The 23,554-nt window shown below is 71.6% G+C and carries 23 protein-coding genes and 2 pseudogenes; 16 read left to right on the top strand and 9 right to left on the bottom strand.

What is annotated here, in order from left to right:
• Positions 1-117 (bottom strand): annotated as a pseudogene (locus tag AB0E85_RS21625) (PadR family transcriptional regulator); the annotation flags it as partial.
• Between the two features lies 1 nt (position 118).
• On the opposite strand from AB0E85_RS21625, the pseudogene AB0E85_RS21620 reads away from it, so the two are divergent.
• Positions 119-310: pseudogene (locus tag AB0E85_RS21620) on the top strand (MATE family efflux transporter); the annotation flags it as partial.
• Here AB0E85_RS21620 and AB0E85_RS21615 read toward each other — a convergent pair.
• On the bottom strand, positions 271-1,506 hold the full coding sequence (locus AB0E85_RS21615) for a glycosyltransferase family 87 protein (RefSeq protein WP_361929511.1): 1,236 nt from the start codon (positions 1,504-1,506) through the stop codon (positions 271-273). The pseudogene AB0E85_RS21620 and the gene AB0E85_RS21615 sit on opposite strands and share 40 nt — an antisense overlap.
• Before the next feature lie 117 nt (positions 1,507-1,623).
• Here AB0E85_RS21615 and AB0E85_RS21610 point away from each other — a divergent pair, with 117 nt between their 5' ends.
• Both AB0E85_RS21610 and AB0E85_RS21605 read left to right on the top strand, forming a co-directional pair.
• Positions 1,624-2,766: a glycosyltransferase family 4 protein gene (locus AB0E85_RS21610; RefSeq protein ID WP_361929509.1), complete on the top strand. Its 1,143-nt coding sequence runs from the start codon at positions 1,624-1,626 to the stop codon at positions 2,764-2,766.
• Positions 2,767-2,930: 164 nt separating this feature from the next.
• On the top strand, positions 2,931-4,517 hold the full coding sequence (locus tag AB0E85_RS21605) for a GMC oxidoreductase (RefSeq protein WP_361929506.1): 1,587 nt from the start codon (positions 2,931-2,933) through the stop codon (positions 4,515-4,517).
• A 13-nt stretch (positions 4,518-4,530) separates the two neighbouring features.
• Here the strand turns inward: AB0E85_RS21605 and AB0E85_RS21600 are convergent, their stop codons facing one another.
• Positions 4,531-6,327, bottom strand: coding sequence for an AMP-dependent synthetase/ligase (locus tag AB0E85_RS21600; protein ID WP_361929503.1), 1,797 nt, complete (start codon positions 6,325-6,327; stop codon positions 4,531-4,533).
• Positions 6,328-6,624: 297 nt separating this feature from the next.
• Between AB0E85_RS21600 and AB0E85_RS21595 the strand changes: the two genes are divergently transcribed.
• The 6 genes from AB0E85_RS21595 (at position 6,625) to AB0E85_RS21570 (ending at position 11,954) form a co-directional block, all read left to right on the top strand.
• The gene (locus AB0E85_RS21595) at positions 6,625-7,422 is read left to right on the top strand and encodes a metallophosphoesterase (protein ID WP_361929500.1); all 798 of its coding nucleotides are present in this window, start codon (positions 6,625-6,627) and stop codon (positions 7,420-7,422) included.
• A gap of 111 nt (positions 7,423-7,533) precedes the next feature.
• Positions 7,534-7,974 carry an SRPBCC family protein gene (locus AB0E85_RS21590; RefSeq protein WP_361929497.1) on the top strand — a complete coding sequence of 147 codons (441 nt, stop codon included), beginning with the start codon at positions 7,534-7,536 and terminating at the stop codon, positions 7,972-7,974.
• A gap of 135 nt (positions 7,975-8,109) precedes the next feature.
• Positions 8,110-9,279 (top strand): ArsA-related P-loop ATPase, encoded by a 1,170-nt coding sequence (locus AB0E85_RS21585; protein ID WP_361929494.1) that lies wholly within the window; start codon positions 8,110-8,112, stop codon positions 9,277-9,279.
• Between the two features lie 104 nt (positions 9,280-9,383).
• The gene (locus AB0E85_RS21580; protein WP_361929491.1) at positions 9,384-9,884 is read left to right on the top strand and encodes a DUF5304 domain-containing protein; all 501 of its coding nucleotides are present in this window, start codon (positions 9,384-9,386) and stop codon (positions 9,882-9,884) included.
• Positions 9,885-10,017: 133 nt separating this feature from the next.
• Positions 10,018-10,971 carry an ROK family glucokinase gene (locus AB0E85_RS21575; RefSeq protein ID WP_361929488.1) on the top strand — a complete coding sequence of 318 codons (954 nt, stop codon included), beginning with the start codon at positions 10,018-10,020 and terminating at the stop codon, positions 10,969-10,971.
• 224 nt (positions 10,972-11,195) lie between these two features.
• Positions 11,196-11,954, top strand: a complete 759-nt coding sequence (locus AB0E85_RS21570; protein ID WP_361929485.1) for an endonuclease/exonuclease/phosphatase family protein — start codon at positions 11,196-11,198, stop codon at positions 11,952-11,954.
• Here the strand turns inward: AB0E85_RS21570 and AB0E85_RS21565 are convergent.
• Positions 11,951-12,580, bottom strand: a complete 630-nt coding sequence (locus tag AB0E85_RS21565) for a hypothetical protein (RefSeq protein ID WP_361929482.1) — start codon at positions 12,578-12,580, stop codon at positions 11,951-11,953. The two genes, AB0E85_RS21570 and AB0E85_RS21565, sit on opposite strands and share 4 nt — an antisense overlap.
• Positions 12,573-13,370 (bottom strand): alpha/beta fold hydrolase, encoded by a 798-nt coding sequence (locus AB0E85_RS21560; protein WP_361929480.1) that lies wholly within the window; start codon positions 13,368-13,370, stop codon positions 12,573-12,575. Before AB0E85_RS21560 ends, AB0E85_RS21565 begins: the two co-directional genes overlap by 8 nt.
• A gap of 204 nt (positions 13,371-13,574) precedes the next feature.
• Between AB0E85_RS21560 and AB0E85_RS21555 the strand changes: the two genes are divergently transcribed.
• Genes AB0E85_RS21555 through AB0E85_RS21540 form a run of 4 tightly spaced genes read left to right on the top strand, consistent with a single transcriptional unit; the run spans position 13,575 to position 17,394 of the window.
• Positions 13,575-14,372 (top strand): lysophospholipid acyltransferase family protein, encoded by a 798-nt coding sequence (locus AB0E85_RS21555; protein ID WP_361929554.1) that lies wholly within the window; start codon positions 13,575-13,577, stop codon positions 14,370-14,372.
• Positions 14,373-14,399: 27 nt separating this feature from the next.
• The gene (locus AB0E85_RS21550) at positions 14,400-15,626 is read left to right on the top strand and encodes a DUF5931 domain-containing protein (protein ID WP_361929478.1); all 1,227 of its coding nucleotides are present in this window, start codon (positions 14,400-14,402) and stop codon (positions 15,624-15,626) included.
• Positions 15,623-16,312: a response regulator transcription factor gene (locus tag AB0E85_RS21545; RefSeq protein WP_361929475.1), complete on the top strand. Its 690-nt coding sequence runs from the start codon at positions 15,623-15,625 to the stop codon at positions 16,310-16,312. Before AB0E85_RS21550 ends, AB0E85_RS21545 begins: the two co-directional genes overlap by 4 nt.
• A 53-nt stretch (positions 16,313-16,365) precedes the next feature.
• Entirely contained in the window at positions 16,366-17,394 is a 1,029-nt protein-coding gene (locus AB0E85_RS21540) for a 6-phosphofructokinase (protein ID WP_361929473.1), read from the top strand.
• A 45-nt stretch (positions 17,395-17,439) separates the two neighbouring features.
• Here the strand turns inward: AB0E85_RS21540 and AB0E85_RS21535 are convergent, their stop codons facing one another.
• On the bottom strand, positions 17,440-19,305 hold the full coding sequence (locus AB0E85_RS21535) for an anthranilate synthase family protein (protein WP_361929471.1): 1,866 nt from the start codon (positions 19,303-19,305) through the stop codon (positions 17,440-17,442).
• Between the two features lie 96 nt (positions 19,306-19,401).
• Positions 19,402-19,458, bottom strand: coding sequence for a trp operon leader peptide (locus AB0E85_RS21530; RefSeq protein ID WP_078625594.1), 57 nt, complete (start codon positions 19,456-19,458; stop codon positions 19,402-19,404).
• A 96-nt stretch (positions 19,459-19,554) separates the two neighbouring features.
• On the opposite strand from AB0E85_RS21530, the gene AB0E85_RS21525 reads away from it, so the two are divergent.
• Together AB0E85_RS21525 and AB0E85_RS21520 are read left to right on the top strand one after the other, a co-directional pair.
• A complete protein-coding gene (locus AB0E85_RS21525) occupies positions 19,555-20,907 on the top strand; it encodes a class II 3-deoxy-7-phosphoheptulonate synthase (RefSeq protein WP_361929469.1) in 1,353 nt (450 codons plus the stop codon).
• 165 nt (positions 20,908-21,072) lie between these two features.
• Positions 21,073-21,306: a (2Fe-2S)-binding protein gene (locus AB0E85_RS21520; RefSeq protein WP_107458467.1), complete on the top strand. Its 234-nt coding sequence runs from the start codon at positions 21,073-21,075 to the stop codon at positions 21,304-21,306.
• A 21-nt stretch (positions 21,307-21,327) separates the two neighbouring features.
• Here AB0E85_RS21520 and bfr read toward each other — a convergent pair whose 3' ends face one another.
• The gene (gene bfr, locus AB0E85_RS21515; RefSeq protein ID WP_033312705.1) at positions 21,328-21,804 is read right to left on the bottom strand and encodes a bacterioferritin; all 477 of its coding nucleotides are present in this window, start codon (positions 21,802-21,804) and stop codon (positions 21,328-21,330) included.
• Positions 21,805-21,979: 175 nt separating this feature from the next.
• Here bfr and AB0E85_RS21510 point away from each other — a divergent pair, with 175 nt between their 5' ends.
• The gene (locus AB0E85_RS21510) at positions 21,980-22,630 is read left to right on the top strand and encodes a sulfite oxidase-like oxidoreductase (RefSeq protein WP_361929466.1); all 651 of its coding nucleotides are present in this window, start codon (positions 21,980-21,982) and stop codon (positions 22,628-22,630) included.
• A gap of 23 nt (positions 22,631-22,653) precedes the next feature.
• Here AB0E85_RS21510 and AB0E85_RS21505 read toward each other — a convergent pair whose 3' ends face one another.
• The gene (locus AB0E85_RS21505; RefSeq protein ID WP_361929464.1) at positions 22,654-23,532 is read right to left on the bottom strand and encodes a deoxyribonuclease IV; all 879 of its coding nucleotides are present in this window, start codon (positions 23,530-23,532) and stop codon (positions 22,654-22,656) included.
• Between the last annotated feature and the right edge of the window lie 22 nt (positions 23,533-23,554).

Below are 23,554 nucleotides of genomic sequence, written 5' to 3'. Positions count from 1 at the left end.
TCACTCCGGGCGGTCGAGCAGCTCGACGGCCTCCCGCAGCCAGGCCCGCTCGGCCTCGCCCGTGGCCCGGGCCACACGCAGCATGCCCTGGCGGAACAGGTCGTCCGACTCCTCGGCGTTGCTGCGGGTGACCGTGCTCGGGACGGCCGTCCAGCTGGGGCTGGCGTACGCCCTCACGGGGTCCGGGCTGCCCGGGGTGTGTCTCGCGATGGGGCTCGCGGCGGCCGTGCAGTGCGCGGTGGCGGGGCTGCTGTTGCGGCGGGACCGGGCTCAGGAGGAGACGGGGGTCTCGTCGGTGCGGACGGGCTGAGCGGGCACGGCGGCCGGGAGGGTGCGCGGCACCGTCGCGCGCCACAGGGCGCGGGCGCCGAGCAGCGCGGCGGCCACCAGGAGGCCGTTGCGCAGGAACAGCAGGGTGAGGCCGAGGCCGTCGCTGGCGACGACGTTGGCGAAGTAGAACGGGAACTCCAGCACCGTCACGAAGCACGCCACCAGCACCAGGACGACCGGCAGCCGCATCCGGCTCCCGGGGAAGTACAGGCACACCGCCGCCAGCCCGACCAGCCACACCATGTACTGCGGGCTGATCACCCGGCTGGTGGTGGTGAACATCAGCACCGCCACGAAGGCCGCGTCGGCGAGCGTGTGCTCCTCGAAGTGCCGGGCCAGCAGCCGCCACAGCACCAGCCAGCCGAAGGCCGCCCCGGTCAGGAACAGGGCGCCCGTGCTCACCTCGCTCACATACGGCCCGAGGAACTCGATCGAGCCGTAGTTCAGCTTCACCTCGCCCTGCCAGCCGAAGTGCCGGGCGACATGGAAGACCAGCGCGCCCAGCGACTCCACCTCGGTGCCCCGGTCGCGCTGGAAGGTCAGGAACGCGAACGCGCCCGGCATGGTCAGCGCGAACGCACCCGTCACCGCGACGCCCGTCACCAGGGCCGACACCCAGGCGCTGCGGCGGCGGGCGGCCAGCAGCAGCATCGCCGGCCACACCTTCAGCAGAGCGCCGAACGCGGCCAGGGCCCCCAGCGCCTTCGGGTGCCGGGCGCCCGCGAGCAGTGCGGCCATGGCCACCGCCGTGACCATCACGTCGTAGCGGGCGTACACCGTCGGGCCGAGCAGCGGTACGCCGATCACCCACACCCAGGCGCCGCGCAGCGAGCGGCCCGGGCGGCGTCCGGCGTACGTCATCAGGGCCAGCACGGCCAGGTCGGTGACGCAGACCAGCACGAAGAACGCGGTGCCGTAGTCCAGGAAGGGCAGCAGGCCGGGGGAGAGGATCGCCAGCGCGGCGGCGGGCGGGTACTGCCAGGTGACGTCGCGCAGCGGGAACGTTCCGGTGCTGAGGACCTCGTACCAGCCCCGGTAGATGACGTGCACGTCGCTCGTGACGTCCGGGCCCGGGAAGACGTACACCTTCAGGACGAACAGCAGCAGCAACAGCCTCGTGAGACACCAGACCACCGGCAGCCATGCCAGGGACCGCCTCGTGCCCGTCGTCTTCACGTGATCCCTGCCCGTTCGTGCGCCGTGTTGAGGGGGCCATGATGGGCCCGTCAGCTGTGAGCGTGCCATACCGGCTGCCGCGTACGGCGGTGAGGGCCGTTCGGTAGGGTCGGCGGCGTGCGCAAGACCCTGATCGTGACCAACGACTTCCCGCCCCGGCCCGGGGGCATCCAGGCGTTCCTGCACAACATGGCGCTGCGGCTGGACCCGCAGCAACTGGTCGTCTACGCCTCGACCTGGAAGCGGACCCGGGAGGGCGTCGAGGCGACCCGCGCCTTCGACGCCGAGCAGCCCTTCACCGTCGTACGGGACCGCACGACGATGCTGCTGCCCACGCCGGGTGCCACCCGGCGGGCCGTCGATCTGCTGCGCGAGCACGGCTGCACCTCGGTGTGGTTCGGGGCGGCGGCCCCGCTCGGCCTGATGGCGCCGGCCCTGCGCGCCGCGGGCGCCGAGCGGCTGGTCGCCACCACGCACGGCCACGAGGCCGGCTGGGCGCAGCTGCCCGCCGCCCGGCAGCTGCTGCGGCGGATCGGGGACTCCACGGACACCATCACCTACCTCGGCGAGTACACCCGCTCACGCATCGCCTCCGCCCTGACGCCCGGGGCGGCCGCACGGATGGCGCAGCTGCCGCCCGGGGTCGACGAGAAAACCTTCCACCCCGGGTCGGGCGGCGACGAGGTGCGGGCCCGGCTGGGCCTGACGGACCGCCCGGTCGTGGTCTGCGTCTCCCGGCTGGTGCGCCGCAAGGGGCAGGACACACTGATCCGGGCCATGCCGCGCATCCTGGCGGCAGAGCCGGACACCGTCCTGCTGATCGTCGGCGGCGGCCCCTACGAGCAGGACCTGCGCCGGCTCGCGCGCGAGAGGGGCGTCGCCTCCGCCGTACGCTTCACCGGTGCCGTGCCCTGGTCCGAGCTGCCCGCCCACTACGGCGCCGGTGACGTCTTCGCGATGCCCTGCCGCACCCGCCGCGGCGGCCTGGACGTCGAAGGTCTCGGCATCGTCTACCTGGAGGCCTCCGCGACGGGCCTCCCGGTCGTGGCCGGCGACTCGGGCGGCGCCCCGGACGCGGTCCTCGACGGCGAGACCGGCTGGGTGGTGAGAGGCGATTCCCCCCAGGAGACCGCCGACCGCATCACCACCCTCCTCGGCGACCCGGAGCTGCGCCGCAGGATGGGGGAGCGGGGCAGGGAGTGGGTCGAGGAGAAGTGGCGCTGGGACCTGCTCGCGGAGAACCTCAAGAGCTTGCTTTAGGGCAAGAGAGGCGCGGGGAACTGCGCGAGAAACCACAAACAGTCCGCACCCGCCCGCAAGGATCAAGCGGCACCCCACTAGGCGGAACCCGAAAATCCGCCGATGCTGCGCCCATGACATCTAACCTGACGCATCGTCATCTGACAAGACGTCAAATCCTGGGCATGGCAGCCCTGCAAACCGCAGCCACCCTCGGCTTCACCCGCATCGGCCTCCAAAGCGCCCGAGCCGCCCAGCCCGACGCAGTCGACACCGCCCCCGCCATAGTCGTCGGCTCCGGCTACGGCGGCGCCGTGGCAGCTCTCCGTCTCGGCCAGGCCGGCATCCGCACGGTCGTCCTGGAGATGGGCCGCCTCTGGAACACCAACGGCCCCGACGGCAAGGTCTTCTGCACCACCAGCGCACCCGACCACCGCTCCATGTGGTTCCGCGACCGCACCGAGGCCCCTCTCGGCACCTTCCTCTGGCTGGACGTCGTCAACCGGGACATCGGCCGCTACCCGGGCGTCCTGGACCGCGTGCACTTCGACCACATGTCCGTGTACGTCGGCCGGGGCGTCGGCGGCGGCTCCCTGGTCAACGGGAGCATGGCGGTCACCCCGCCCCGGTCGTACTTCGCCGAACAGTTCCCGACCGTCGACGCCGGCGAGATGTACGGCACGTACTTCCCGCGCGCCCGGGCCGCCCTGGGAGTGAACAGCGTCGACCCGGCCTGGTTCGAGTCGACGGAGTGGTACCGCTTCACCCGCGTCTCCCGCAAGCACGCCGAGAAGACCGGCCTGCGGACCACCTTCGTGCCCAGCGTCTACGACTTCGGCCACATGCAGCGCGAGGCGGCCGGCACCGCCCCGAAGTCGGCGCTCGGCGGCGAGGTCATCTACGGCAACAACCACGGCAAGCGCAGCCTCGACAAGACGTACCTCGCCGGCGCGCTCGGCACCGGCAAGGTCACCGTCCACACCCTGGAGAAGGTGCGCGCGATCAGCCGCGCGCCGGACGGCACCTACGTCCTGACCGCCGACCGCGTCGACGAGACCGGCCGCGTCGTCGAGACCAAGGAGTACGGGTGCAGGTACCTCTTCCTCGGCGGCGGCAGCCTCGGCACCACCGAACTGCTGCTGCGCGCCCGGGAGACGGGCACCCTGCCCGCGCTCGACGCCAGTGTCGGGGCCGGCTGGGGCACCAACGGCAACGTGATGCTCGGCCGTGCCAACCACCTGTGGGACACGGTCGGCGCGAACCAGTCGACCATGCCGGTCATGGGCATCGACGACTGGGCGAACACCGCCAACCCGGTCTTCGCCGAGATCGCCCCGCTGCCGACGGGCCTGGAGCACTGGGTGAGCCTCTACCTGGCGATCACCAGGAACCCGGAACGGGCGTCCTTCTCCTACGACACCGGCTCGGACCGGCTCCGGCTCGGCTGGACGGCCGCCCACTCGGCGGTCTCCGTCGCCATGGCCAGGAAGCTGTTCGACCGGATCAACGCGGCCAACGCGACGATCTACCGGTACGACCTGTTCGGCTCCAGGAGCAAGGCCTTCGCCGACGACTTCACCTACCACCCGCTGGGCGGCTGCGTGCTGGGCCGGGCGACGGACGACTACGGGCGGGTCAAGGGATACTCCCGGCTGTACGTCACCGACGGCTCGCTCGTGCCCGGGTCGCTCGGGGTCAACCCCTTCGTGACCATCACCGCCCTCGCCGAACGCACGATGGCGCGGGTCCTCGCCGAGGACACCGCGCCATAGGGCCTGTCGTGGGTCACTTCGCGTAGATGGCCTCGACCTCGTGCGCGTAGTCCTTCGCCACCACGTTCCGCTTCAGCTTCAGCGAGGGCGTCAGGTGGCCCGACTCCTCCGTGAACTGGGAGGACAGAATGCGGAACTTCCGCACCGATTCCGCCTTCGACACCGCGGCGTTGCCGTCGTCGATCGCCGCCTGGACCGCGGCCAGCAGGTCCGGGTCCTCGCTCAGCGACGCCGCGGTGGAACCCGCAGGCTTGCCGTGGTCGGAGCACCAACGGCCCAGGAACTCCTCGTCGATGGTGATCAGCGCGCCCACGAACGGCCGCCCGTCGCCCACCACCATGCACTCCGCGACCAGCGCGTGCGCCCGGATGCGGTCCTCGATCACGGCCGGGGCGACGTTCTTGCCGCCCGCGGTGACGATGATCTCCTTCTTGCGGCCCGTGATCGTGAGGTAGCCGTCCTCGTCGAGGGTGCCGATGTCACCGGTGTGGAACCAGCCGTCGGCCAGCGCCTCCGCGGTCGCGCCGGGGTTGTTCCAGTACTCCTTGAAGATGTGCTCGCCGTGCAGCAGCACCTCGCCGTCGTCGGCGATCCGGATCACCGAGCCGGGCAGCGGCTGGCCGACCGTGCCGATCTTCTGCCGGTCCCAGGGGTTGAACGCGGTGGGGGCGCAGGACTCGGTCAGGCCGTAGCCCTCCAGGACCGTGAAGCCGATGCCGCGGAAGAAGTGCCCGAGGCGCTCGCCGAGCGGGGCGCCGCCGGAGATGGCGTACTCGCCCCGGCCGCCGAGGACCGCCCGGAGTTTGCTGTAGACGAGCTTGTCGAACGTCTTGTGCTTGATCTTCAGGCCGAACGACGGGCCCGAGGGGGTGTCCAGCGCCTTGCTGTAGGCGATCGCGGTGTCGGCGGCCTTGTCGAAGATCTTGCCCTTGCCGTCGGCCTGCGCCTTGGCGCGCGCCGAGTTGTAGACCTTCTCGAAGACGCGCGGCACACCGAGGATCAGGGTCGGGCGGAACGCGGCCAGCTCGTCGGTGAGGTCCTTGATGTCCGGGACCGTGCCCAGCTTGATCGGCGCCATCATCGGGGCGATCTGGACCAGCCGGCCGAAGACGTGCGCGAGCGGCAGGAAGAGCAGCACCGAGCACTCGCCGGTGCGGAACAGCGGCCGCAGCCGCTCCACCACGTTCCCGCAGTCGGCGAAGAAGTTGCGGTGGGTGAGCACACAGCCCTTGGGCCGGCCGGTGGTGCCCGAGGTGTAGACGATGGTCGCCGGGTCGTCCGCCTTGGCGAACGAGCCGCGCTCCTCGACCGTCTCGTCCGTGACGTCCTGGCCGAGCCGGCCCAGCTCTTCCACGCCGCCGCCGTCGATCTGCCACACGTGCTTGAGCGCCGGCAGCCCGTCGCGCACCGACTCGATCGCGGCCGCGTGGGCCTGCGACTCCACGACGCAGGCGGTCGCGCCCGAGTCGCCGAGGATCCACTGCACCTGCTCCGGCGAACTGGTCTCGTACACCGGCACGGTCACCGCGCCCGCGCTCCAGATCGCGAAGTCCAGCAGGGTCCACTCGTAACGGGTGCGGGACATCAGGCCCACCCGGTCGCCCGGCTGGACCCCGGCGGCGATCAGCCCCTTCGCCGCCGCGTGCACCTCGGCGAGGAAGGTGGTGGCGGTGACGTCCTGCCAGCTGCCGCCGACCTTGCGGGCGATGACGGCGACGTCCGGGTGCTGCGCGGCGTTTCTGCGGACGATGTCGGTCAGGTTTCCGTCCGCAGGGACCTCGTACAAAGCCGGAAGGCTGAACTCGCGCAAGACTGCTGCTCCTCATAGGGCGCCGGCGCCACGACGGTGTGTGCTGCGACGGTGCGGTCCAAGGCTCGGGGAGGTGCTCGCGCATTCACTTGTTGAAATGCAGAGCACGACTGGACTGCCCGGACGTTACCCGCCGGTATGGCTTCTACGACAGGGGGTCCCGTCGAGATGTTCGCTGCGTCACACAGTTGGGTATTCCTTCGCGCACAGTAGTCCACGGGCTAACTGACTGGCCAGTAACCGCAGGTAGGACCGCCACTGTTCACAAGGGCAGCGCTCGACCTACGCTTGATCGTCATGGCACCCACACCAGCCGGAAACCACCGGACGCGCGTCCACGTGGTGAGCGACGTGCACGGCAACGCCCGCGACCTGGCCACGGCGGGCGAGGGCGCCGACGCCCTGATCTGCCTGGGCGATCTCGTCCTCTTCCTCGACTACGCCGATCACTCGCGCGGCATCTTCCCCGACCTCTTCGGCGTCGAGAACGCCGACCGCATCGTCGCGCTGCGCACCGCCCGCCGCTTCGAGGAGGCCCGGGTGTTCGGGGCCGGGCTGTGGGCCGGCCTCCAGGGGGACCGCGCCACGGTGATCGAGAAGGCGGTGCGCAAGCAGTACGCCGAGTTGTTCGCCGCGTTCCCCTCTCCTACGTACGCCACCTACGGCAACGTCGACATGCCGGCCCTGTGGCGGGAGTACGCGGGCCCCGGCACGACCGTCCTCGACGGGGAGCGCGTCGAGATCGGCGGCCGGGTCTTCGGCTTCGTCGGCGGCGGCCTGCGCACACCGATGCGGACGCCGTACGAGATCGGCGACGAGGAGTACGCGGCGAAGATCGAGGCGATCGGCGAGGTCGACGTGCTCTGCACGCACATCCCGCCCGAGGTCCCCGAGCTGGTCTACGACACCGTCGCCCGCCGCTTCGAGCGCGGCAGCCGCGCCCTGCTGGACGCCATCCGCCGCACCCGGCCCCGCTACTCCCTCTTCGGGCACGTCCACCAGCCGCTGGTGAAAAGGATGCGGATCGGGGCGACCGAGTGCGTGAACGTGGGGCACTTCGCGTCGACCGGGACCCCGTGGGCGCTGGAGTGGTGAGGACGGCCCAGGTCGGGTGAGATCCGCGGGCTCCGTGCGCGGTAGCCTTCACGCTGCACACACGTGCGCAGGACGACGTCTTACCGGCCCGCATCTGGAGGAGCCACGGCGATGGCGGAACACACCAGCTCGAGCATCACCATCGAGGCCGCCCCGGCCGACGTCATGGCGGTCATCTCCGACTTCGCCCGCTATCCGGACTGGACCGGCGAGGTGAAGGAGGCGGAGGTGCTCAAGACCGACGCCCAGGGCCGCGCCGAGCAGGTCCGCCTCGTCATGGACGCGGGCGCGATCAAGGACGACCAGGTCCTCGGGTACACCTGGACCGGCGAGAACGAGGTGTCCTGGACGCTGGTGAAGTCCCAGATGCTGCGCTCCCTCGACGGCTCGTACCTCCTCAAGCCGTCCGGCGCGGGCGGCACGGAGGTCACGTACGCCCTGACCGTGGACGTCAAGATCCCCATGCTCGGCATGATCAAGCGCAAGGCGGAGAAGGTCATCATCGACCGGGCGCTGGCCGGGCTGAAGAAGAGGGTCGAAGCGGGCAAGTAGGAGCCCCGCCGCAGAGGTCGCCGGCCCGGGTGCCGGGCGCGGGCCCGTCGGGGCCGGGCGCGCCCGCGCGGCGGAGCCGCATACGCGCTACGGCCCCGCGCCCCAGGCCGGCCGCCCCAAGGTACGTTCGACCTCATGCGCACCATCCTGATCACCGGCCCCGGCGGCAGCGGTCGTACCACCCTCGCGGCCGCGACCGCCCTGGCCGCGGCGGCCGAGGGCACCCGCACCCTCGTCCTCGGCACCGACCGCACGGACACCCTCGGTGCCGCCCTGGGGGTGCCGACCGGCCCGGCCCCGGTCCAGGCCGCCCCGCGGCTCACCGCCTGGCGCCCCGACGCCGCCCAGGACTTCCGCGAGGACCTCACCGCACTCCAGGACCGCGCCTCCACCGTCCTGGACCTCCTCGGCGCCTCCCGCCTGGACCCCGAGGAACTCACCCCCCTGCCCGGCGCCAGGGAACTCGCCTGGCTGCGGGCCCTGCGCGACGCCGCGCTGTCGGAGAAGTACGACACCCTCGTCGTCGACCTCCCCCCGGCCCCGCAGGCCCTCGCCCTGCTCGCCCTGCCCGGGGAACTCCGCCGCTACCTGCGCCGCCTGCTCCCGGCCGAACGGCAGGCCGCCCGCGCCCTGCGCCCCGTCCTCGGCCGCCTCGCCGGCGTCCCCATGCCCGCCGAGTGGCTCTACGAGACGGCCGGCCGCTGGGACCTGGAACTGGCCGCCGTCCAAGCGGTCGTCGCCGACCGCGACACCGTCGTCCGCCTGGTCGCCGAGCCCGGCCCGGCCGGTGCCGAGGCGCTGAGCACCGCCGGCCTCGGCCTCGCCCTGCACGGTCTGCGCACCGACCTCGTGATCGCCAACCGCCTCCTGCCCGAGGCGTCCCCGGACACCTGGCTCGCCGGCCCCGTCGCCCAGCAGCGCAAGACCCTGGAGGAGTGGCGGGAGTCGTACGACGTCCGCACCGTGGCCCACCTCGGACACGACCCGCGCGGCGCCGACGACCTCACCGCGCTCGCCGTGCCCGGCGTGCAGCCGGCGCCCTCCGCGGCCGACTGGCCCGTGACCGACCGGCTCGGCGAGGACGGCGTGCTCGTCTGGCAGATCCCGCTGCCCGGAGCCATACGCGAGGAACTCGACCTCGTCCGGCGCGGCGACGAACTCGTCGTCACGGCCGGGCAGTTCAGGCGGATCGTCCCACTGCCCTCCGCGCTGCGCCGCTGCACCGTCGACGGGGCCGCCCTGCGCGAGGGCGAGCTGCGGATCCGCTTCGTACCCGACCCCGGGCTGTGGCCGCAGAGCCGGTGACACGGCGGGCGACGGACCGGGGAGGAACGGCCGGTCCCGGCCCGTGAACGCGGTACGCCCGTTCGGGTAACGTCGTAGGGACGAACCGTAGTCAGGAGCCCGTCATGAGCGAAGAGCCCTCCCCGTCCGGTGCCGCCCGCGAAGAGGCCGCGGACGAGGTGCGGGCGAGCGACGCCGACGCCTGGGCGACCGCGTGCGCCGAGGACCTCCAGGCGGAGAAGGCCCGCCGCCGCACCCAGTACGGCACGCCCCCGGGCTCCGCGGCCGACGAGCTGAAGAAGCTCGTCGACGCCGTCGCGGAGAAACTCTCCGGCGTGCAGTCCCCGCTGCTCGGCGCGGTCGCGGGGCCCGCCGCCCAGCAGGTCGTCCGGCAGGTCGTCCAGCAGGCCAAGGACGCCGTGGAACCCGTCATCGAACGCAACCCGGACGTCTTCGACCACTTGGCGGCGGCCGGGAACGAACTGCTCGCCGCCTACCGCTCCGCCGTCCAGGCCCAGGAGCGCCGCTGGACCGGCCGCGACGATCAGGAAGACCCCCGTGACCAGGGCGGACGCCGGGACGGCGGCGACGACGCCGGTCCCGGGGAGCGCATCGACCTGGACTGAGTGCCCGCCCCGGCCGAGCGGCGGGCCGGCGAGGCCCCCAGGGGGGTGCCCACCGTGCGGACGACCGCCGACCCGACGGCAGGGCCTCGGGTACCGTTATCCGTAGCGGGGCTCGACCGAAACTGAGGGATTCATGGGACTCACCATCGGCGTCGACATCGGCGGCACGAAGATCGCGGCCGGCGTGGTCGATGAGGAAGGCAACATCCTCTCGACCCACAAGGTGCCGACCCCGGGCACGGCTGAGGGCATCGTGGACGCCATCGCCTCGGCGGTGGACGGCGCACGCGTCGGTCACGACATCGTCGGCGTGGGCATCGGCGCCGCCGGCTACGTGAACCGGCAGCGCTCCGAGGTCTACTTCGCGCCCAACATCCACTGGCGCAACGAGCCGCTCAAGGAGAAGGTCGAGGCTCGCGCGGGCCTCCCGGTCGTCGTGGAGAACGACGCCAACGCGGCGGCGTGGGGCGAGTACAAGTTCGGTGCCGGCAAGGGCCACCGCAACGTCATCTGCATCACGCTGGGCACCGGCCTCGGCGGCGGCATCATCATCGGCAACAAGCTGCGCCGCGGACACTTCGGGGTGGCCGCCGAGTTCGGCCACATCCGCATGGTGCCGGACGGCCTGCTGTGCGGCTGCGGTTCGCAGGGCTGCTGGGAGCAGTACGCCTCGGGCCGCGCCCTGGTGAGGTACGCCAAGCAGCGCGCCAACGCCACCCCCGAGAACGCCGAGACGCTGCTCGGCCTCGGCAACGGCACGCCCGACGGCATCGAGGGCAAGCACATCTCCATGGCCGCCCGCCAGGGCGACCGGGTCGCCGTCGACTCCTACCGCGAACTGGCCCGCTGGGTCGGCGCGGGCCTCGCCGACCTGGCCTCCCTCTTCGACCCCTCCGCGTTCATCGTCGGCGGCGGTCTCTCCGACGAGGGCGAGCTGGTCCTGGGCCCGATCCGCAAGTCCTACAAGCGCTGGCTGGTCGGCGGCAACTGGCGCCCGGTGGCCGAGGTCCGCGCGGCGGAACTGGGCAACAAGGCCGGCCTGGTGGGCGCGGCGGACCTGGCGAGGGAACCCGACCCGATCATGTAGAACGCCTTCAGGGGACGCGCCTTCACGGGACGCGCCTTCACGGGACGCGCCTCAGGGGCGCGGGGAACTGCGCGAACAGCCATATGCGACCCGGCACTCGCGCGAGTACCTCGCGCCCCGAGCTGTCGGGCGCCAGGGGCGCGGGGAACTGCGCGACGAGCCACGAACAACCGGCACTCGCACGCCATCCCCGCGCCCCGCCCCTTTGGGCGTAAATTGATCACATGTCGCTGCTCCCCAACTCGCGTACAGAACCCGACGGTTCCGCAGTCATCAGGGTCCTCAGCTACAACATCCGCTCCATGCGCGACGACACCGACGCCCTGGCCCGCGTCATCAAGGCCTGCGCACCCGACCTCGTCCTCATCCAGGAAGCCCCCCGCTTCTTCCGCTGGCGCAAGAAACTCGCCCGCCTCGCCCTCGCCTCCGACCTCGTGATCGTCACCGGCGGCGCCACCACCACGGGCCCGGCCATCCTCAGCTCGCTCCGCGCGACCGTCGAACGCACGGAGGACATCCTCCTGCCCCCGACCCCCCGCCTGCACCGCCGCGGCTTCGCCACCGCGGTCGTCCGCATCGCCGGTGCCCGCCTCGGCGTGCTCAGCTGCCACCTGTCCCTCCAGAAGGACGAGCGCTACGAGCAGTCCGGCATGCTGCTGGACCGGCTCGCCGGCATGGGTGCGGAGCACCTGATCGCCGGCGGCGACCTCAACGAACGCCCCGACGGCCCGGCCTTCCGCCGGCTGGCCGGCCGCCTCACCGACTGCCGGGCCGCAGCCCCCTGGGGCGGCGAGCACACCTGGACGCCCGCCGACCCCTACCAGCGCATCGACGCGATCTTCGCGACGCAGGGCATCGAGGTCCTGGGCTGCGGCGTGCCTTCCCACGGACTGCCGGGGGTGTCCGACGCGGACCTGAGGGCGGCCACGGACCACCTTCCGGTCCTGGCCGCCCTCAGAGTCCCCGCTTCCCAGGCTTCCTAGACGACCGCGCCCCGCCCGGGGTCGTCGTCGTCCTCGTCGTCGGTGCGCATGCGCATCACCAGCGTCGCGAACCCGCCGAGGAAACCGCCGATCCCCAGTGTGGCCAGCCACCACGTCATGTCCCAGCCGAACAGCACGGCCAGCAGGAGCAGCACCGGCCCGCCGAGCACACCCAGCCAGGCGAACTTGGCGGTCGGGTCGCCGGTGGGCAGCGGGGGCGGCTCCGGGGGCACGAAGTGGCCCTCGTCGTCCTCGTCGAAGTCGTCCTCGGCGGGCTCGGGCGGGGTGTAGTCGCGCGGCCCGACGCCGGGCGCGAACGAGACGGAGCCGCCCAGGGGCTGCACGGCCTTGTCCCCCGGCTCCTCGGCCTCCTGCGGCTCGGCCGGCTTGACGGTGTCCCCGGACTTCACCGCCGTGTCGCCCCGGTCGCCGTCGATCACGGCGTCGTTGGTCCCGGCCGCCGGCAGGGCCAGGTCCTCGATGGACTTGAACGGCTTGGCGCCCGGCGGGTCCGGCGGCTCCTCGCCGTACCCGGCGACGATCGCCGCCCAGGCGGCCTCCTCGTCGATGGGGACGCCTTTCTCCTCCGGCTCCCGGCCCTCACGGTCGGAGTCGTGCTCAGCCACCTGCGGTCGTCCCTTCCTTGCCGAGCCCGGGCTCCTTGCCGAGGGCGGACGCGATGCGGCCGATGAACGCGAGGCTCTCCTCGTGGATCCGGTCCGCGTCATGGTCCAACGTGGCGACGTGGTAGCTCTGTTCCAGGATGACCTCTTTCACGTCCGTCGAGGAGATGCGGCTGAGGATCCGGGCCGAGTCGGCGGGCGGCACCACATGGTCCCGCGGGCTGCGCATCAGCAGCACCGGCTGCGTGACCTGCGGCAGCTCGCGGTCGGTGGCCTGGAAGAACTGCCGCAGCGAATGCGCCGCGTGCAGCGGCACCCGGTCGTAGCCGAGCTCCCTGCTGTCCGGCTTGGCGATGTCGCTGGCGATGCCCTTCGTCGCGGGGACGAGGTGGCGCACCACCGGGAGGGCGTGCGCGGCCAGGCCGTGCACCTTGTTCGCCGGGTTGACGACCATGACACCGCGGACGGCGTCGCCGTGCTTGGCGGCCAGTCGCAGGGCGAGCGCGCCGCCCATGGACAGACCGGCCACGAAGACCGTCTCGCGGCGCTCGCACAGCACACGCAGCGCGCGGTCCACCTCCGCGTACCAGTCCTGCCAGCCGGTGATCCGCAGGTCCTCCCAGCGCGTGCCGTGCCCGGGCAGCAGCGGCAGGGAGACGGTCAGACCGTGCTCGGCGAGGTGCTCCGCCCAGGGGCGCAGCGACTGCGGTGATCCGGTGAAGCCGTGGCAGAGGAGGACGGCGGCCTCTCCGCCCTCGTGGTGAAACGGCTCGGCTCCGGCAAGGACCGGCACCTTCGGCCTCCTGGTCGTGAGAAGGGACTGGCACGATCACGGAATGTCACGGAACGTCATGGAAAGGGGTTCGCGCGTCGTGCGCGGGACCTTCACCGTACGCGACCGCACTGACACCGACCAGGGCCGTCGGCGCCTTTGACAGCGCTCCGGGTTAAGGTCTGATCGACACATACAGGAGGCACTCGGTTGTTGTACGGCGCGATGAAGGTCACCATCGGGGGTCCGCTGAAGCTCGCCTTCAGACCCTGGGTGGAGGGCCTGGAGAACGTACCCGCCGAGGGCGCTGCGATCCTGGCGAGCAATCACCTGTCGTTCTCCGACTCGTTCTTCCTGCCCGCCGTCCTCGACCGCAAGGTCACCTTCATCGCGAAGGCCGAGTACTTCACCACGCCCGGCGTGAAGGGCCGGATGACGGCCGCCTTCTTCAAGGGGGTCGGGCAGCTCCCCGTGGACCGCTCCGGTGCGCGCGGCGCGGGCGAGGCCGCCATCAAGAGCGGCATCGAGGTGCTGGAGCGCGGTGAGCTGTTCGGGATCTACCCGGAGGGCACGCGCTCGCCCGACGGGCGGCTCTACCGGGGCAAGCCGGGCGGGCTCGCCCGCGTGGCGCTCGCCACGGGCGCGCCGGTCATCCCCGTCGCCATGATCGACACGGAGAAGATCCAGCCGCCCGGGAAGGTCGTGCCGAAGCTGATGCGGCCCGGCATCCGGATCGGCAAGCCCCTTGACTTCAGCCGCTACCAGGGCATGGAGCACGACCGGTTCGTGCTGCGCGCGGTGACCGACGAGGTCATGTACGAGATCATGAACCTCTCCGGCCAGGAGTACGTCGACATGTACGCCACGGCCATGAAGCGGCAGCTCACGGAAGCGGCGAAGGCCGAGAAGGAAGCCGAGAAGGCGGCCAGGGCCGCTCTCGCGCGGGCCGAGAAGGAACAGGCCGAGAAGGAAAAGCAGGAGAAGGAAAAGCAGCAGCAGGAGCGGCGGCGGACCGAGCCCTAGCCGGGGCCCGGGTCGGGGGCGGGGGAGATGGCCAAGCGCGAGCGAGTCATGAGGATGTCGGTCGAGCAGCCGCTGTGGCGTGCCCTCACCGGGTACCGGGTGCTCACGATGCTGTACGCGGTCGGCCTGTTCGCCACCGCCTACGACGAGTTCACCCGCCCCTGGGTCGCCGTCGCCTACTACGCCGTGCTGTGCGCATGGACCCTGGCCACGCTGCCCCGCGTCGCGAACGCCGCCCGCTGCACCAAGCGGTTCCTCGCCGTCGACCTCACCATCGCCGTCACCGGCATCCTGCTCACGCCCGTCGCCGACGCCCACGAGCGGGTCCAGGCGGGCGGGCCGACCCTGCCGTCGATATGGACCGCCGGTGCCGTCCTCGCCTTCGCCATCAAGGGCGGCTGGCGCTGGGCGGCCCTCGCCTCCGGCCTCGTGGCCGTCGCCAACCTGGTCGAGCGCGGCAGCCCGGCCCGCGACACCGTCCACAACGTCATCCTCGTCTGCATCGCCTCCGTCGCCATCGGCTACGTCGTCGAGGTCGCCCGCGCCTCCGAGCGCACCCTCGCCCGCGCCCTGGAGATCGAGGCCGCCACGCGCGAGCGGGAGCGCCTCGCCCGGGACATCCACGACAGCGTGCTCCAGGTGCTGGCGATGGTGCAGCGCCGCGGGGCCGTGCTCGGGGGAGAGGCGGCCGAGCTGGGCCGGATGGCCGGTGAGCAGGAGGTCGCGCTGCGCACCCTGGTCTCCGGCGGCCTCGTGCCCGTCTCCCGGGTCTCGGAGGACGCCGCCGAGGGCGCGCTCGTCCGGGCCGTCGACGAGGATCCGGAGCCGAGCGGCCCCCTCGACCTGCGCGCCCTGCTCGCGCCGTACGCCGGGGCCAGGGTCAGCCTCGCGGAGCCCGGCGCGCCCGTGCCGCTGGCGCCGGCCGCAGCCCGGGAGGTCGCCGCGGCCGTCGGGGCCGCCCTGGACAACGTCCGTCGGCACGCCGGTCAGGACGCACGCGCGTGGATCCTCGTAGAGGACGAGCCGGACGAGGTGATCGTCACCGTCCGGGACGACGGACCCGGCATCCCGGAGGGGCGGCTCGACCAGGCCGAGGGCGAGGGGCGGCTCGGTGTCGCCCTGTCCATCCGCGGCCGGCTGCGCGACCTGGGCGGCAGCGCGGAGCTGATCTCGGTGCCCGGCCAGGGCACGGAGGTCGAGTTGAAGGTACCGAAGGACGTGACGGACACACGGGGGAAGGCGGAGCAGCGATGACGGACACCACCGGGGACCGGCGGGACCCGATCAAGGTCATGGTCGTCGACGACCACCCCATGTGGCGCGACGCCGTCGCCCGCGACCTCGCCGAGTCGGGCTTCGAGGTGGTCGCCACCGCGGGCGACGGCGACCAGGCCGTACGCCGTGCCAAGGCCGCCGCGCCCGACGTCCTCGTGCTCGACCTGAACCTGCCCGGCAAGCCCGGCGTCCAGGTCTGCAAGGAGGTCGTCGGCGAGAACCCCGCGCTGCGCGTCCTCGTGCTGTCCGCGAGCGGTGAGCACGCCGACGTCCTGGAGGCCGTCAAGTCCGGTGCGACGGGCTACCTGCTGAAGTCGGCCTCCACCGGCGAACTCCAGGACGCGGTCCGCCGCACGGCCGTCGGCGACCCGGTCTTCACCCCGGGCCTGGCCGGACTGGTCCTCGGCGAGTACCGCCGCCTGGCCTCCGAGCCCGCCCCCGCCGCCGACACCGACGAACCCAAGGCGCCCCGGCTCACCGACCGCGAGACCGAGGTGCTGCGGCTGGTCGCCAAGGGCCTGAGCTACAAGCAGATCGCCGAACGCCTGGTCATCTCCCACCGCACGGTGCAGAACCACGTCCAGAACACCCTCGGCAAGCTCCAGTTGCACAACCGCGTCGAACTCGTCAGGTACGCGATAGAGCGCGGCCTCGACGACGAGTGAGGCGCCCGTCACACTGACCCTTCGTCAGGCACCTGCGGCGAAGGGACTGTTCCATGCGCGTCGGAGTACTGACCGGAGGCGGCGACTGCCCCGGCCTCAACGCCGTCATCCGGGCCATCGTCCGCAAGGGCGTGCAGGAGTACGGCTATGACTTCACCGGCTTCCGGGACGGCTGGCGAGGACCCCTGGAGAACCTCACCGTCCGTCTCGACATCCCCGCCGTGCGCGGCATCCTGCCCCGCGGCGGCACCGTCCTCGGATCCTCGCGGACCAACCCGCTGAAGGTGGCGGACGGCATCCGCCGGATCAAGCAGAACCTCGCCGAGCTGGAGGTCGATGCGCTGATCACCATCGGCGGCGAGGACACCCTCGGTGTGGCCGCCCGCCTCTCCGACGAGCACGGCGTGCCCTGCGTGGGCGTGCCGAAGACGATCGACAACGACCTGTCGGCAACCGACTACACCTTCGGCTTCGACACAGCCGTCGGCATCGCGACCGAGGCGATCGACCGGCTGCACACCACCGCCGAGTCCCACATGCGCGTCCTGGTCGTCGAGGTGATGGGCCGCCACGCCGGCTGGATCGCCCTGCACTCGGGCCTCGCCGGCGGCGCCAACGTCATCCTCATCCCCGAGCAGCGCTTCGACGTCGAGCAGGTGTGCGCGTGGGTGACCTCCCGGTTCCGGGCTTCGTACGCGCCGATCGTGGTCGTCGCCGAGGGAGCGATGCCGAAGGACGGCGACATGGTCCTCAAGGACCAGTCGCTGGACTCCTTCGGGCACGTCCGGCTGTCCGGGGTGGGCGAGTGGCTCGCCAAGGAGATCGAGAAGCGCACGGGCAACGAGGCCCGCACCACGGTCCTCGGCCATGTCCAGCGCGGCGGCACCCCCAGTGCCTTCGACCGCTGGCTCGCCACCCGCTTCGGGCTGCACGCCATCGACTGCGTCCGCGACCGCGACTTCGGCCGGATGGTCGCCCTGCGCGGCACCGACATCGTCCGTGTCCCCATCGCGGACGCCACGGCCCGCCTGAAGACGGTGGATCCGGCGCTGTACGAGGAGGTCGGGGTGTTCTTCGGCTGACCGCCCGGTGCGGGGCGGGGCCGAGCGGCCCCGCCCCGCACCGGGTCAGACCGAGGGCGCGCCCGTGCCCCGCACCTGCGCCACCAGCTCACGCACCACCGCCGCGCCGTTCAGCGTCAGCACCGACTCGGGGTGGAACTGCACCCCGGCGAACCCACGAGCGCGCAGCGCGTGCACCTCCCCGTTCGCAGCGCGCGCGACCTCGACCCCGTGCGCCGCCAGCTCGGCCGCCGCCTCGTCGTCGCAGCGCGCCACGAAGCTGTTGTAGAAGCCGACGGTCTCCCGCCGCCCGAACAGCTCGATCTCCGTCTGCGCCCCCTGGTACGGCACTTCCTTCCGTACGATGTCCAGCCCCAGCTCGGCCGCGATCAGCTCGTGCCCGAGACAGACCCCCAGCACGCCCTGACGTTCGCTGCGGATCAGCTCGGCGGTGAGGTCGCGCAGGAGGCGCATCTTGGGATCGTCGAGGTCGGACGGGTCGCCCGGCCCGGGCCCGAGCACGACGGGCCCCTCGTGCGCGAGCACCGCCTCCCGCAGCCCCGGCTCGTCGTAACGCCGCACGCTCACCTCCAGGCCGGCGGCGCGCAGCACGTGCGCGAGCATCGCCGTGAAGGTGTCCTCGCCGTCGACGACCAGGGCGTGGCCGCTCAGTTCCGCGGAGCGCTCCTGCATCCGCAGCCAGAAGGGCGCGAGCGAGGAGCGGCGTCCGTCGAGCGCGGCCCGCACCCGGGGGTCGTCGGACAGCCGCGGCCGCACGGACTCCTCGCGCGGCCTCCCCGGCCGTACGCCCAGGGCCGCCAGGACACCCGCCGCCTTCGCGTGGGTCTCCGCGACCTCGCTCTCCGGGTCCGACCCGCGCACGAGCGTGGCGCCGACCGGGACGCGCAGCCGTCCGTCGCCGGCGATGTCGGCGGTGCGGATCAGGATCGGGGAGTCGAGGGTCTGGGCGCCGCCGGAGTCCCGGCCGATCAGGGCCAGCGCGCCCGCGTAGTACCCCCGCCCCCCGGCCTCGTGCCGTTCGATGACCCGGCAGGCGTTCTGCACGGGCGAGCCGGTGACGGTCGCCGCGAACATCGTCTCCCTCAGCACGTCCCGCACGTCCAGCGAGGACTTCCCCCGCAGCTCGTACTCGGTGTGCGCGAGGTGCGCCATCTCCTTCAGCCGGGGCCCGATCACGACCCCGCCCATGTCGCCGACGGTGCACATCATCTTGAGCTCCTCGTCGACGACCATCGACAGCTCCTCGATCTCCTTGCCGTCGGCGAGGAAGCCGAGCAGGTGCTCGGGCGTGGGCCCCTCGGCGGGGTAGCGGTAGGTGCCGCTGATCGGGTTCATGACGACCGTGCCGCCGGACATCCGCACATGCACCTCGGGGCTGGCCCCGACCAGCGTGCGGTCCCCGGTGTGCACCACGAACGTCCAGTACGCCCCCCGCTCGCCCTCCAGCAGCCGGCGGAACAGGGCCAGCGCGTCGGCCCGTCCGAACCCGGGGATCTCTCCCTCGTACGTCCTGCGGATCACGAAGTTCGCGCCCTCGCCCCGCCCGATCTCCTCCCGCAGCACACGTCCGACGATCTCGCCGTACTCCTCGTCGCCGACGTCGAAACCGCCGCCCTCGACGTGCACGTCGTGCGCCGGGAGCTGCTCCAGGGCGTCGGCCAGTGGGACGTCGTACGACTCCTCGGGCGTGAGGGCCAGCAGGGGCGTGCCGTCGTCGCGGACGTCGAAGCCGCGCTCGCGGATCTGCCGGAAGGGCACCAGCGCGAGGCTCCGGTCGGGGAGATCGGCGAGGCGGTCGTGCGGGGCGACCGGGCCGATCAGGACCTCGACCCGTTCCTGGTCGTGGCCCGGGGTGCGGCGGCGCAGCAGGGCGAACGGACGGGGGTCGTCCGGCAAGCCGAGCAGGTTCATGGGTCCGTGCTCCATCTCGGTGAGAGAGGAACGGACCCCGGGAAACACCGAAGGCCGCCCCTCGGGCGGCCTTCGCGAAGTCTTGAGTACGCGCAGTCAGCGGGCCGCCGGATGAGCGGTCCACCACCAGGTCTGGGTCGAGTGCGCGAACATGCGACGCACCCTACCCCATGTCCGAGGAGTGTTCGGGGTGTCTCACTTGCTGGTCATGGGTCAGGACGCCCGAGATGACCCCGTAGTGTTGAGGTCGTGACCGTGAACGCTAAGACCAGCGCCTCCGCTGGCAACACCTGGCGAGATCTGCCCGCGGCGCAGCAGCCCGAGTACCCCGACACCGAGGCTCTGCGCGCAGTCGTTGCGGACCTCGAGTCGTATCCGCCGCTCGTCTTCGCGGGCGAGTGCGACCAGCTGCGCGCCCGGATGGCGGCCGTCGCCAAGGGAGAGGCGTTCCTCCTCCAGGGCGGCGACTGCGCCGAGGCCTTCGACGCGGTGTCCGCCGACCACATCCGCAACAAGCTGAAGACGCTGCTCCAGATGGGCGCCGTGCTCACGTACGCCGCGTCCGTGCCGGTCGTGAAGGTCGGCCGCATCGCCGGCCAGTACTCCAAGCCGCGCTCCAAGCCGACCGAGACCCGCGACGGCGTGACGCTGCCGACCTACCGCGGCGACTCCGTCAACGGCTTCGACTTCACCGAGGCCGCGCGCGTCCCGGACCCCGAGCGGCTGAAGCGGATGTACCACGCGTCCGCCTCCACGCTGAACCTGGTGCGCGCCTTCACCACCGGCGGCTACGCCGACCTGCGCCAGGTGCACGCCTGGAACCAGGACTTCGTGAAGTCGTCCCCGTCGGGCCAGCGCTACGAGCAGCTGGCGCGCGAGATCGACAACGCGCTGAACTTCATGCACGCCTGCGGGGCCGACCCGGAGGAGTTCAAGACGGTCGAGTTCTACGCCTCGCACGAGGCGCTGCTGCTCGACTACGAATCGGCGCTGACCAGGGTCGACTCGCGCACGGGGCAGCTGTACGACGTCTCCGGGCACATGGTGTGGATCGGTGAGCGCACCCGCCAGCTGGACCACGCGCACATCGAGTTCGCCTCGAAGATCCGCAACCCCATCGGCATCAAGCTGGGTCCGACGACCACCGCCGAGGACGCGCTCCAGTACATCGAGCGTCTCGACCCCGAGCGGGAGCCGGGCCGGCTGACCTTCATCGTCCGCATGGGCGCCGACAAGGTGCGCGACAAGCTCCCCGAGCTGGTCGAGAAGGTCACCGCCTCCGGCGCGACCGTGGCCTGGGTGACCGACCCGATGCACGGCAACACCTTCGAGGCGGCCTCCGGGCACAAGACCCGCCGCTTCGACGACGTGCTCGACGAGGTCAAGGGCTTCTTCGAGGTCCACAAGGCCCTCGGCACCCACCCGGGCGGCATCCACGTGGAGCTCACCGGTGACGACGTCACCGAGTGCGTGGGCGGCGGCGACGAGATCTTCGTCGACGACCTGCACCAGCGCTACGAGACGGCCTGCGACCCGCGGCTCAACCGCAGCCAGTCGCTCGACCTGGCGTTCCTCGTGGCCGAGATGTACCGGGATCAGTGATGTACAGGGGCCAGTGACGGGTCCGCCTGTTACCGGGGCAGGGACTGGGGCGCGGATCACACGATCCGCGCCCCTCTCCACTTTTGCGCTCCGGACCCGACGGGTAAGGTTAGGTTAGCCTCACCGATCAACGGGGACGGCACATCTGAGAACGACCCGTCGGAGGTGAACCGCGTGTACGTCTGCAGTTGCTTCGGGATCACCGAGCAGCAGGTCAAGCAGCACGCGGACGGCGGCGCCTGCACCCCCCGCCAGATAGCCTCCGCCTGCAAGGCGGGCACGGACTGCGGGTCCTGTGTACGCCGCATCCAGGCGATCCTGGGCAGGGGATCCTGCCCTCGCCGTGACCTGGCCGACCGGGGCGAGCCGGTCCTCACGGAGCTGGAAGACGCCGCCTGACGGCAGGCCGGCGGGCCGGTCCTAGCTCGGCTGCTCGATCTGCTGCGCGATGTACAGCGCCTCGCCGAGCTTCTCGATCAGCTCCAGCTGCGTGTCCAGATAGTCGATGTGGTGCTCCTCGTCCTCCAGGATCGACTCGAAGAGGTTCGCGGACGTGATGTCGCCCTTGCTGCGCATCACCTCGATGCCGCGCCTGAGCCGGTCGATCGCCTCGACCTCGACCTGCCGGTCCGCCTGGAACATCTCGGTGACCGTCTGGCCGACTCGTACATGGAAGAGCCGCTGGTAGTTGGGCAGGCCGTCCAGCATGAGAATGCGTTCGGTGATCTTGTCCGCGTGCTTCATCTCATCGATGGACTCTTCACGCGTGTACTTGGCGAGCTTGGTCCAGCCCTTGTTGTCCTGGATCCGGTAATGCAGCCAGTACTGGTTGATCGCCGTCAGCTCGCCGGTCAGCTGCTCGTTGAGGAATTCGAGGACCTCGGGGTCGCCCTGCATCGCAGAGGCTCCTTCCACGCGGGGGAACTGGCAGGTTGCGCCGCATGATTCCACTGGCGGAGAAGATCGTCCAGTAAGTCTGCACTTAGTAAGTAAGGGCATGCTTAGTTGAGTTTGTCCCTTTTCGAAGTGGGCCCGGTCAGGGGCATCACCCGGGGTCTGTCAGGATGGAGTCATGGGTCAGCCGCTGGAACACGAATCGGGAGAAGGGCGCGATCCAGCGGGAGCGGCGCAGCCGGAGCTGCCCCCGGGACAGCGGCTGCAACGCGGCTGGCCGGTCACGCACTACGGGCCCGTCCCCAAGTTCCGGCCCGAGCGCTGGGAGTTCCGGGTCTTCGGCGCCACCGCGGGCGGCGGCAAGCACTGCTGGACCCACGAGGAGTTCACGGCCCTGCCCCACACCACCGTGGTGGCCGATCTGCACTGCGTGACGAAGTTCAGCATGCTGGGCGCCGAGTGGGGCGGCATCCCCGCGCGCACGCTCCTGGACCTCGCCCCGCCCGCCGACGACGTCACCCATGTGATGGTGTGGGCCGAGTACGGATTCAGCTCCAACCTGAGGCTGTCCGACTTCGCCGACGAGCAGGTCCTCTTCGCCACCCACAAGGACGGCGAACTCCTCACCGCCGAGCACGGCTTCCCGCTGCGCCTGATCGTGCCCCACCTCTATGCCTGGAAGGGCCCCAAGTGGGTGCGCGGCGTGGAGTACATGACCGCCGACCGGCGGGGCTTCTGGGAGGAGCGCGGCTACCACAACATCGGCGACCCCTGGCAGGAGCAGCGCTACTCGTACCAGGAGGAGCCCGGGGACGGCCCCGACCTCTGACGCCTCAGCCGTCGCCGGCGGTCTCAGCCGTCGCGCAGCTTCTTCAGCCGCTCCACGTCGGCCGCGTGCCCCTGCTTGCCGCCCGGTGTCTCGATGATCAGCGGCACGCCCGCGGTCGCGGGGTGGGTCATCAGGGCCCGGAACGGGTCCTCACCGATGTGGCCGACGCCGATGTTCTCGTGCCGGTCCTTGTGGGCGCCCACCACGTCCTTGGAGTCGTTGGCGTGGATCAGCTTCAGCCGGCCCTCGCCGACCGTGTCCACCAGCAAGTCCAGCGTCTGATGCATGCCGCTGGGGCCCGTCAGGTCGTGCCCGGCGGCGTAGATGTGGCAGGTGTCCAGGCACACGCCGAGCATCGGGTGCGCGTCCAGCGCCTCGAAGTACGGGCCGAAGTCCCACGTCCGCGAGCACAGCGAGGCGCCCTGTCCGGCCGTCGACTCCAGGAGCAGGAACGGATCGTCGTCATGGGTCAGCTCATCCAGGAGCGGCAGCAGGTGCTCGCGGACCTGTTTCAGGGCCACGGACCGCTCCCGGCCGCCGGTCGCGCTGCCCGTGTGCACGACCACGCCGAGCGCCCCGATCTCCCGCCCGCGCCGCAACGAGTGCCGCAGCGACTCCACCGACCGCTCCACGGTCGCCTCGGTGTGCGAGCCGAAGTTGATCAGGTAGGGGGCGTGCACATAGGCCGGGACCGACTCGGCCGCGCACGCCGCCCGGAACGCCTCGTCCTGCTTCGCGTTGCCGGTGGGCGTGGCCCAGCCGCGCGGATTGGCGACGAAGACCTGGACGGCCTCCGCCTTCAGGTCACGGGCGTACGACAGGCCTACGGAGTGGAGCCCGCCGGCCACGGGGACATGGGCCCCCACGGGATTGCGGGAGGGGCCGGACAGCTGACTGTTCACCCGTTCAGGGTGTCATGCGTCC

Source organism: Streptomyces sp. NPDC029044 (assembly GCF_040637495.1).
Classification (GTDB): domain Bacteria; phylum Actinomycetota; class Actinomycetes; order Streptomycetales; family Streptomycetaceae; genus Streptomyces.
Note: the sequence above shows the minus strand (reverse complement) of the source record. Positions and strands in the feature narration are given on the sequence as shown.

Coding starts and splice junctions, on each gene's coding strand:
- AB0E85_RS21605 (WP_361929506.1), top strand. CDS start 2,931: ATGGCAGCCCTGCAAACCGCAGCCACCCTCGGCTTCACCCGCATCGGC.
- AB0E85_RS21595 (WP_361929500.1), top strand. CDS start 6,625: ATGGCACCCACACCAGCCGGAAACCACCGGACGCGCGTCCACGTGGTG.
- AB0E85_RS21590 (WP_361929497.1), top strand. CDS start 7,534: ATGGCGGAACACACCAGCTCGAGCATCACCATCGAGGCCGCCCCGGCC.
- AB0E85_RS21585 (WP_361929494.1), top strand. CDS start 8,110: ATGCGCACCATCCTGATCACCGGCCCCGGCGGCAGCGGTCGTACCACC.
- AB0E85_RS21580 (WP_361929491.1), top strand. CDS start 9,384: ATGAGCGAAGAGCCCTCCCCGTCCGGTGCCGCCCGCGAAGAGGCCGCG.
- AB0E85_RS21575 (WP_361929488.1), top strand. CDS start 10,018: ATGGGACTCACCATCGGCGTCGACATCGGCGGCACGAAGATCGCGGCC.
- AB0E85_RS21570 (WP_361929485.1), top strand. CDS start 11,196: ATGTCGCTGCTCCCCAACTCGCGTACAGAACCCGACGGTTCCGCAGTC.
- AB0E85_RS21555 (WP_361929554.1), top strand. CDS start 13,575: ATGAAGGTCACCATCGGGGGTCCGCTGAAGCTCGCCTTCAGACCCTGG.
- AB0E85_RS21550 (WP_361929478.1), top strand. CDS start 14,400: ATGGCCAAGCGCGAGCGAGTCATGAGGATGTCGGTCGAGCAGCCGCTG.
- AB0E85_RS21545 (WP_361929475.1), top strand. CDS start 15,623: ATGACGGACACCACCGGGGACCGGCGGGACCCGATCAAGGTCATGGTC.
- AB0E85_RS21540 (WP_361929473.1), top strand. CDS start 16,366: ATGCGCGTCGGAGTACTGACCGGAGGCGGCGACTGCCCCGGCCTCAAC.
- AB0E85_RS21535 (WP_361929471.1), bottom strand. CDS start 19,305: ATGAACCTGCTCGGCTTGCCGGACGACCCCCGTCCGTTCGCCCTGCTG.
- bfr (WP_033312705.1), bottom strand. CDS start 21,804: ATGCAGGGCGACCCCGAGGTCCTCGAATTCCTCAACGAGCAGCTGACC.
- AB0E85_RS21510 (WP_361929466.1), top strand. CDS start 21,980: ATGGGTCAGCCGCTGGAACACGAATCGGGAGAAGGGCGCGATCCAGCG.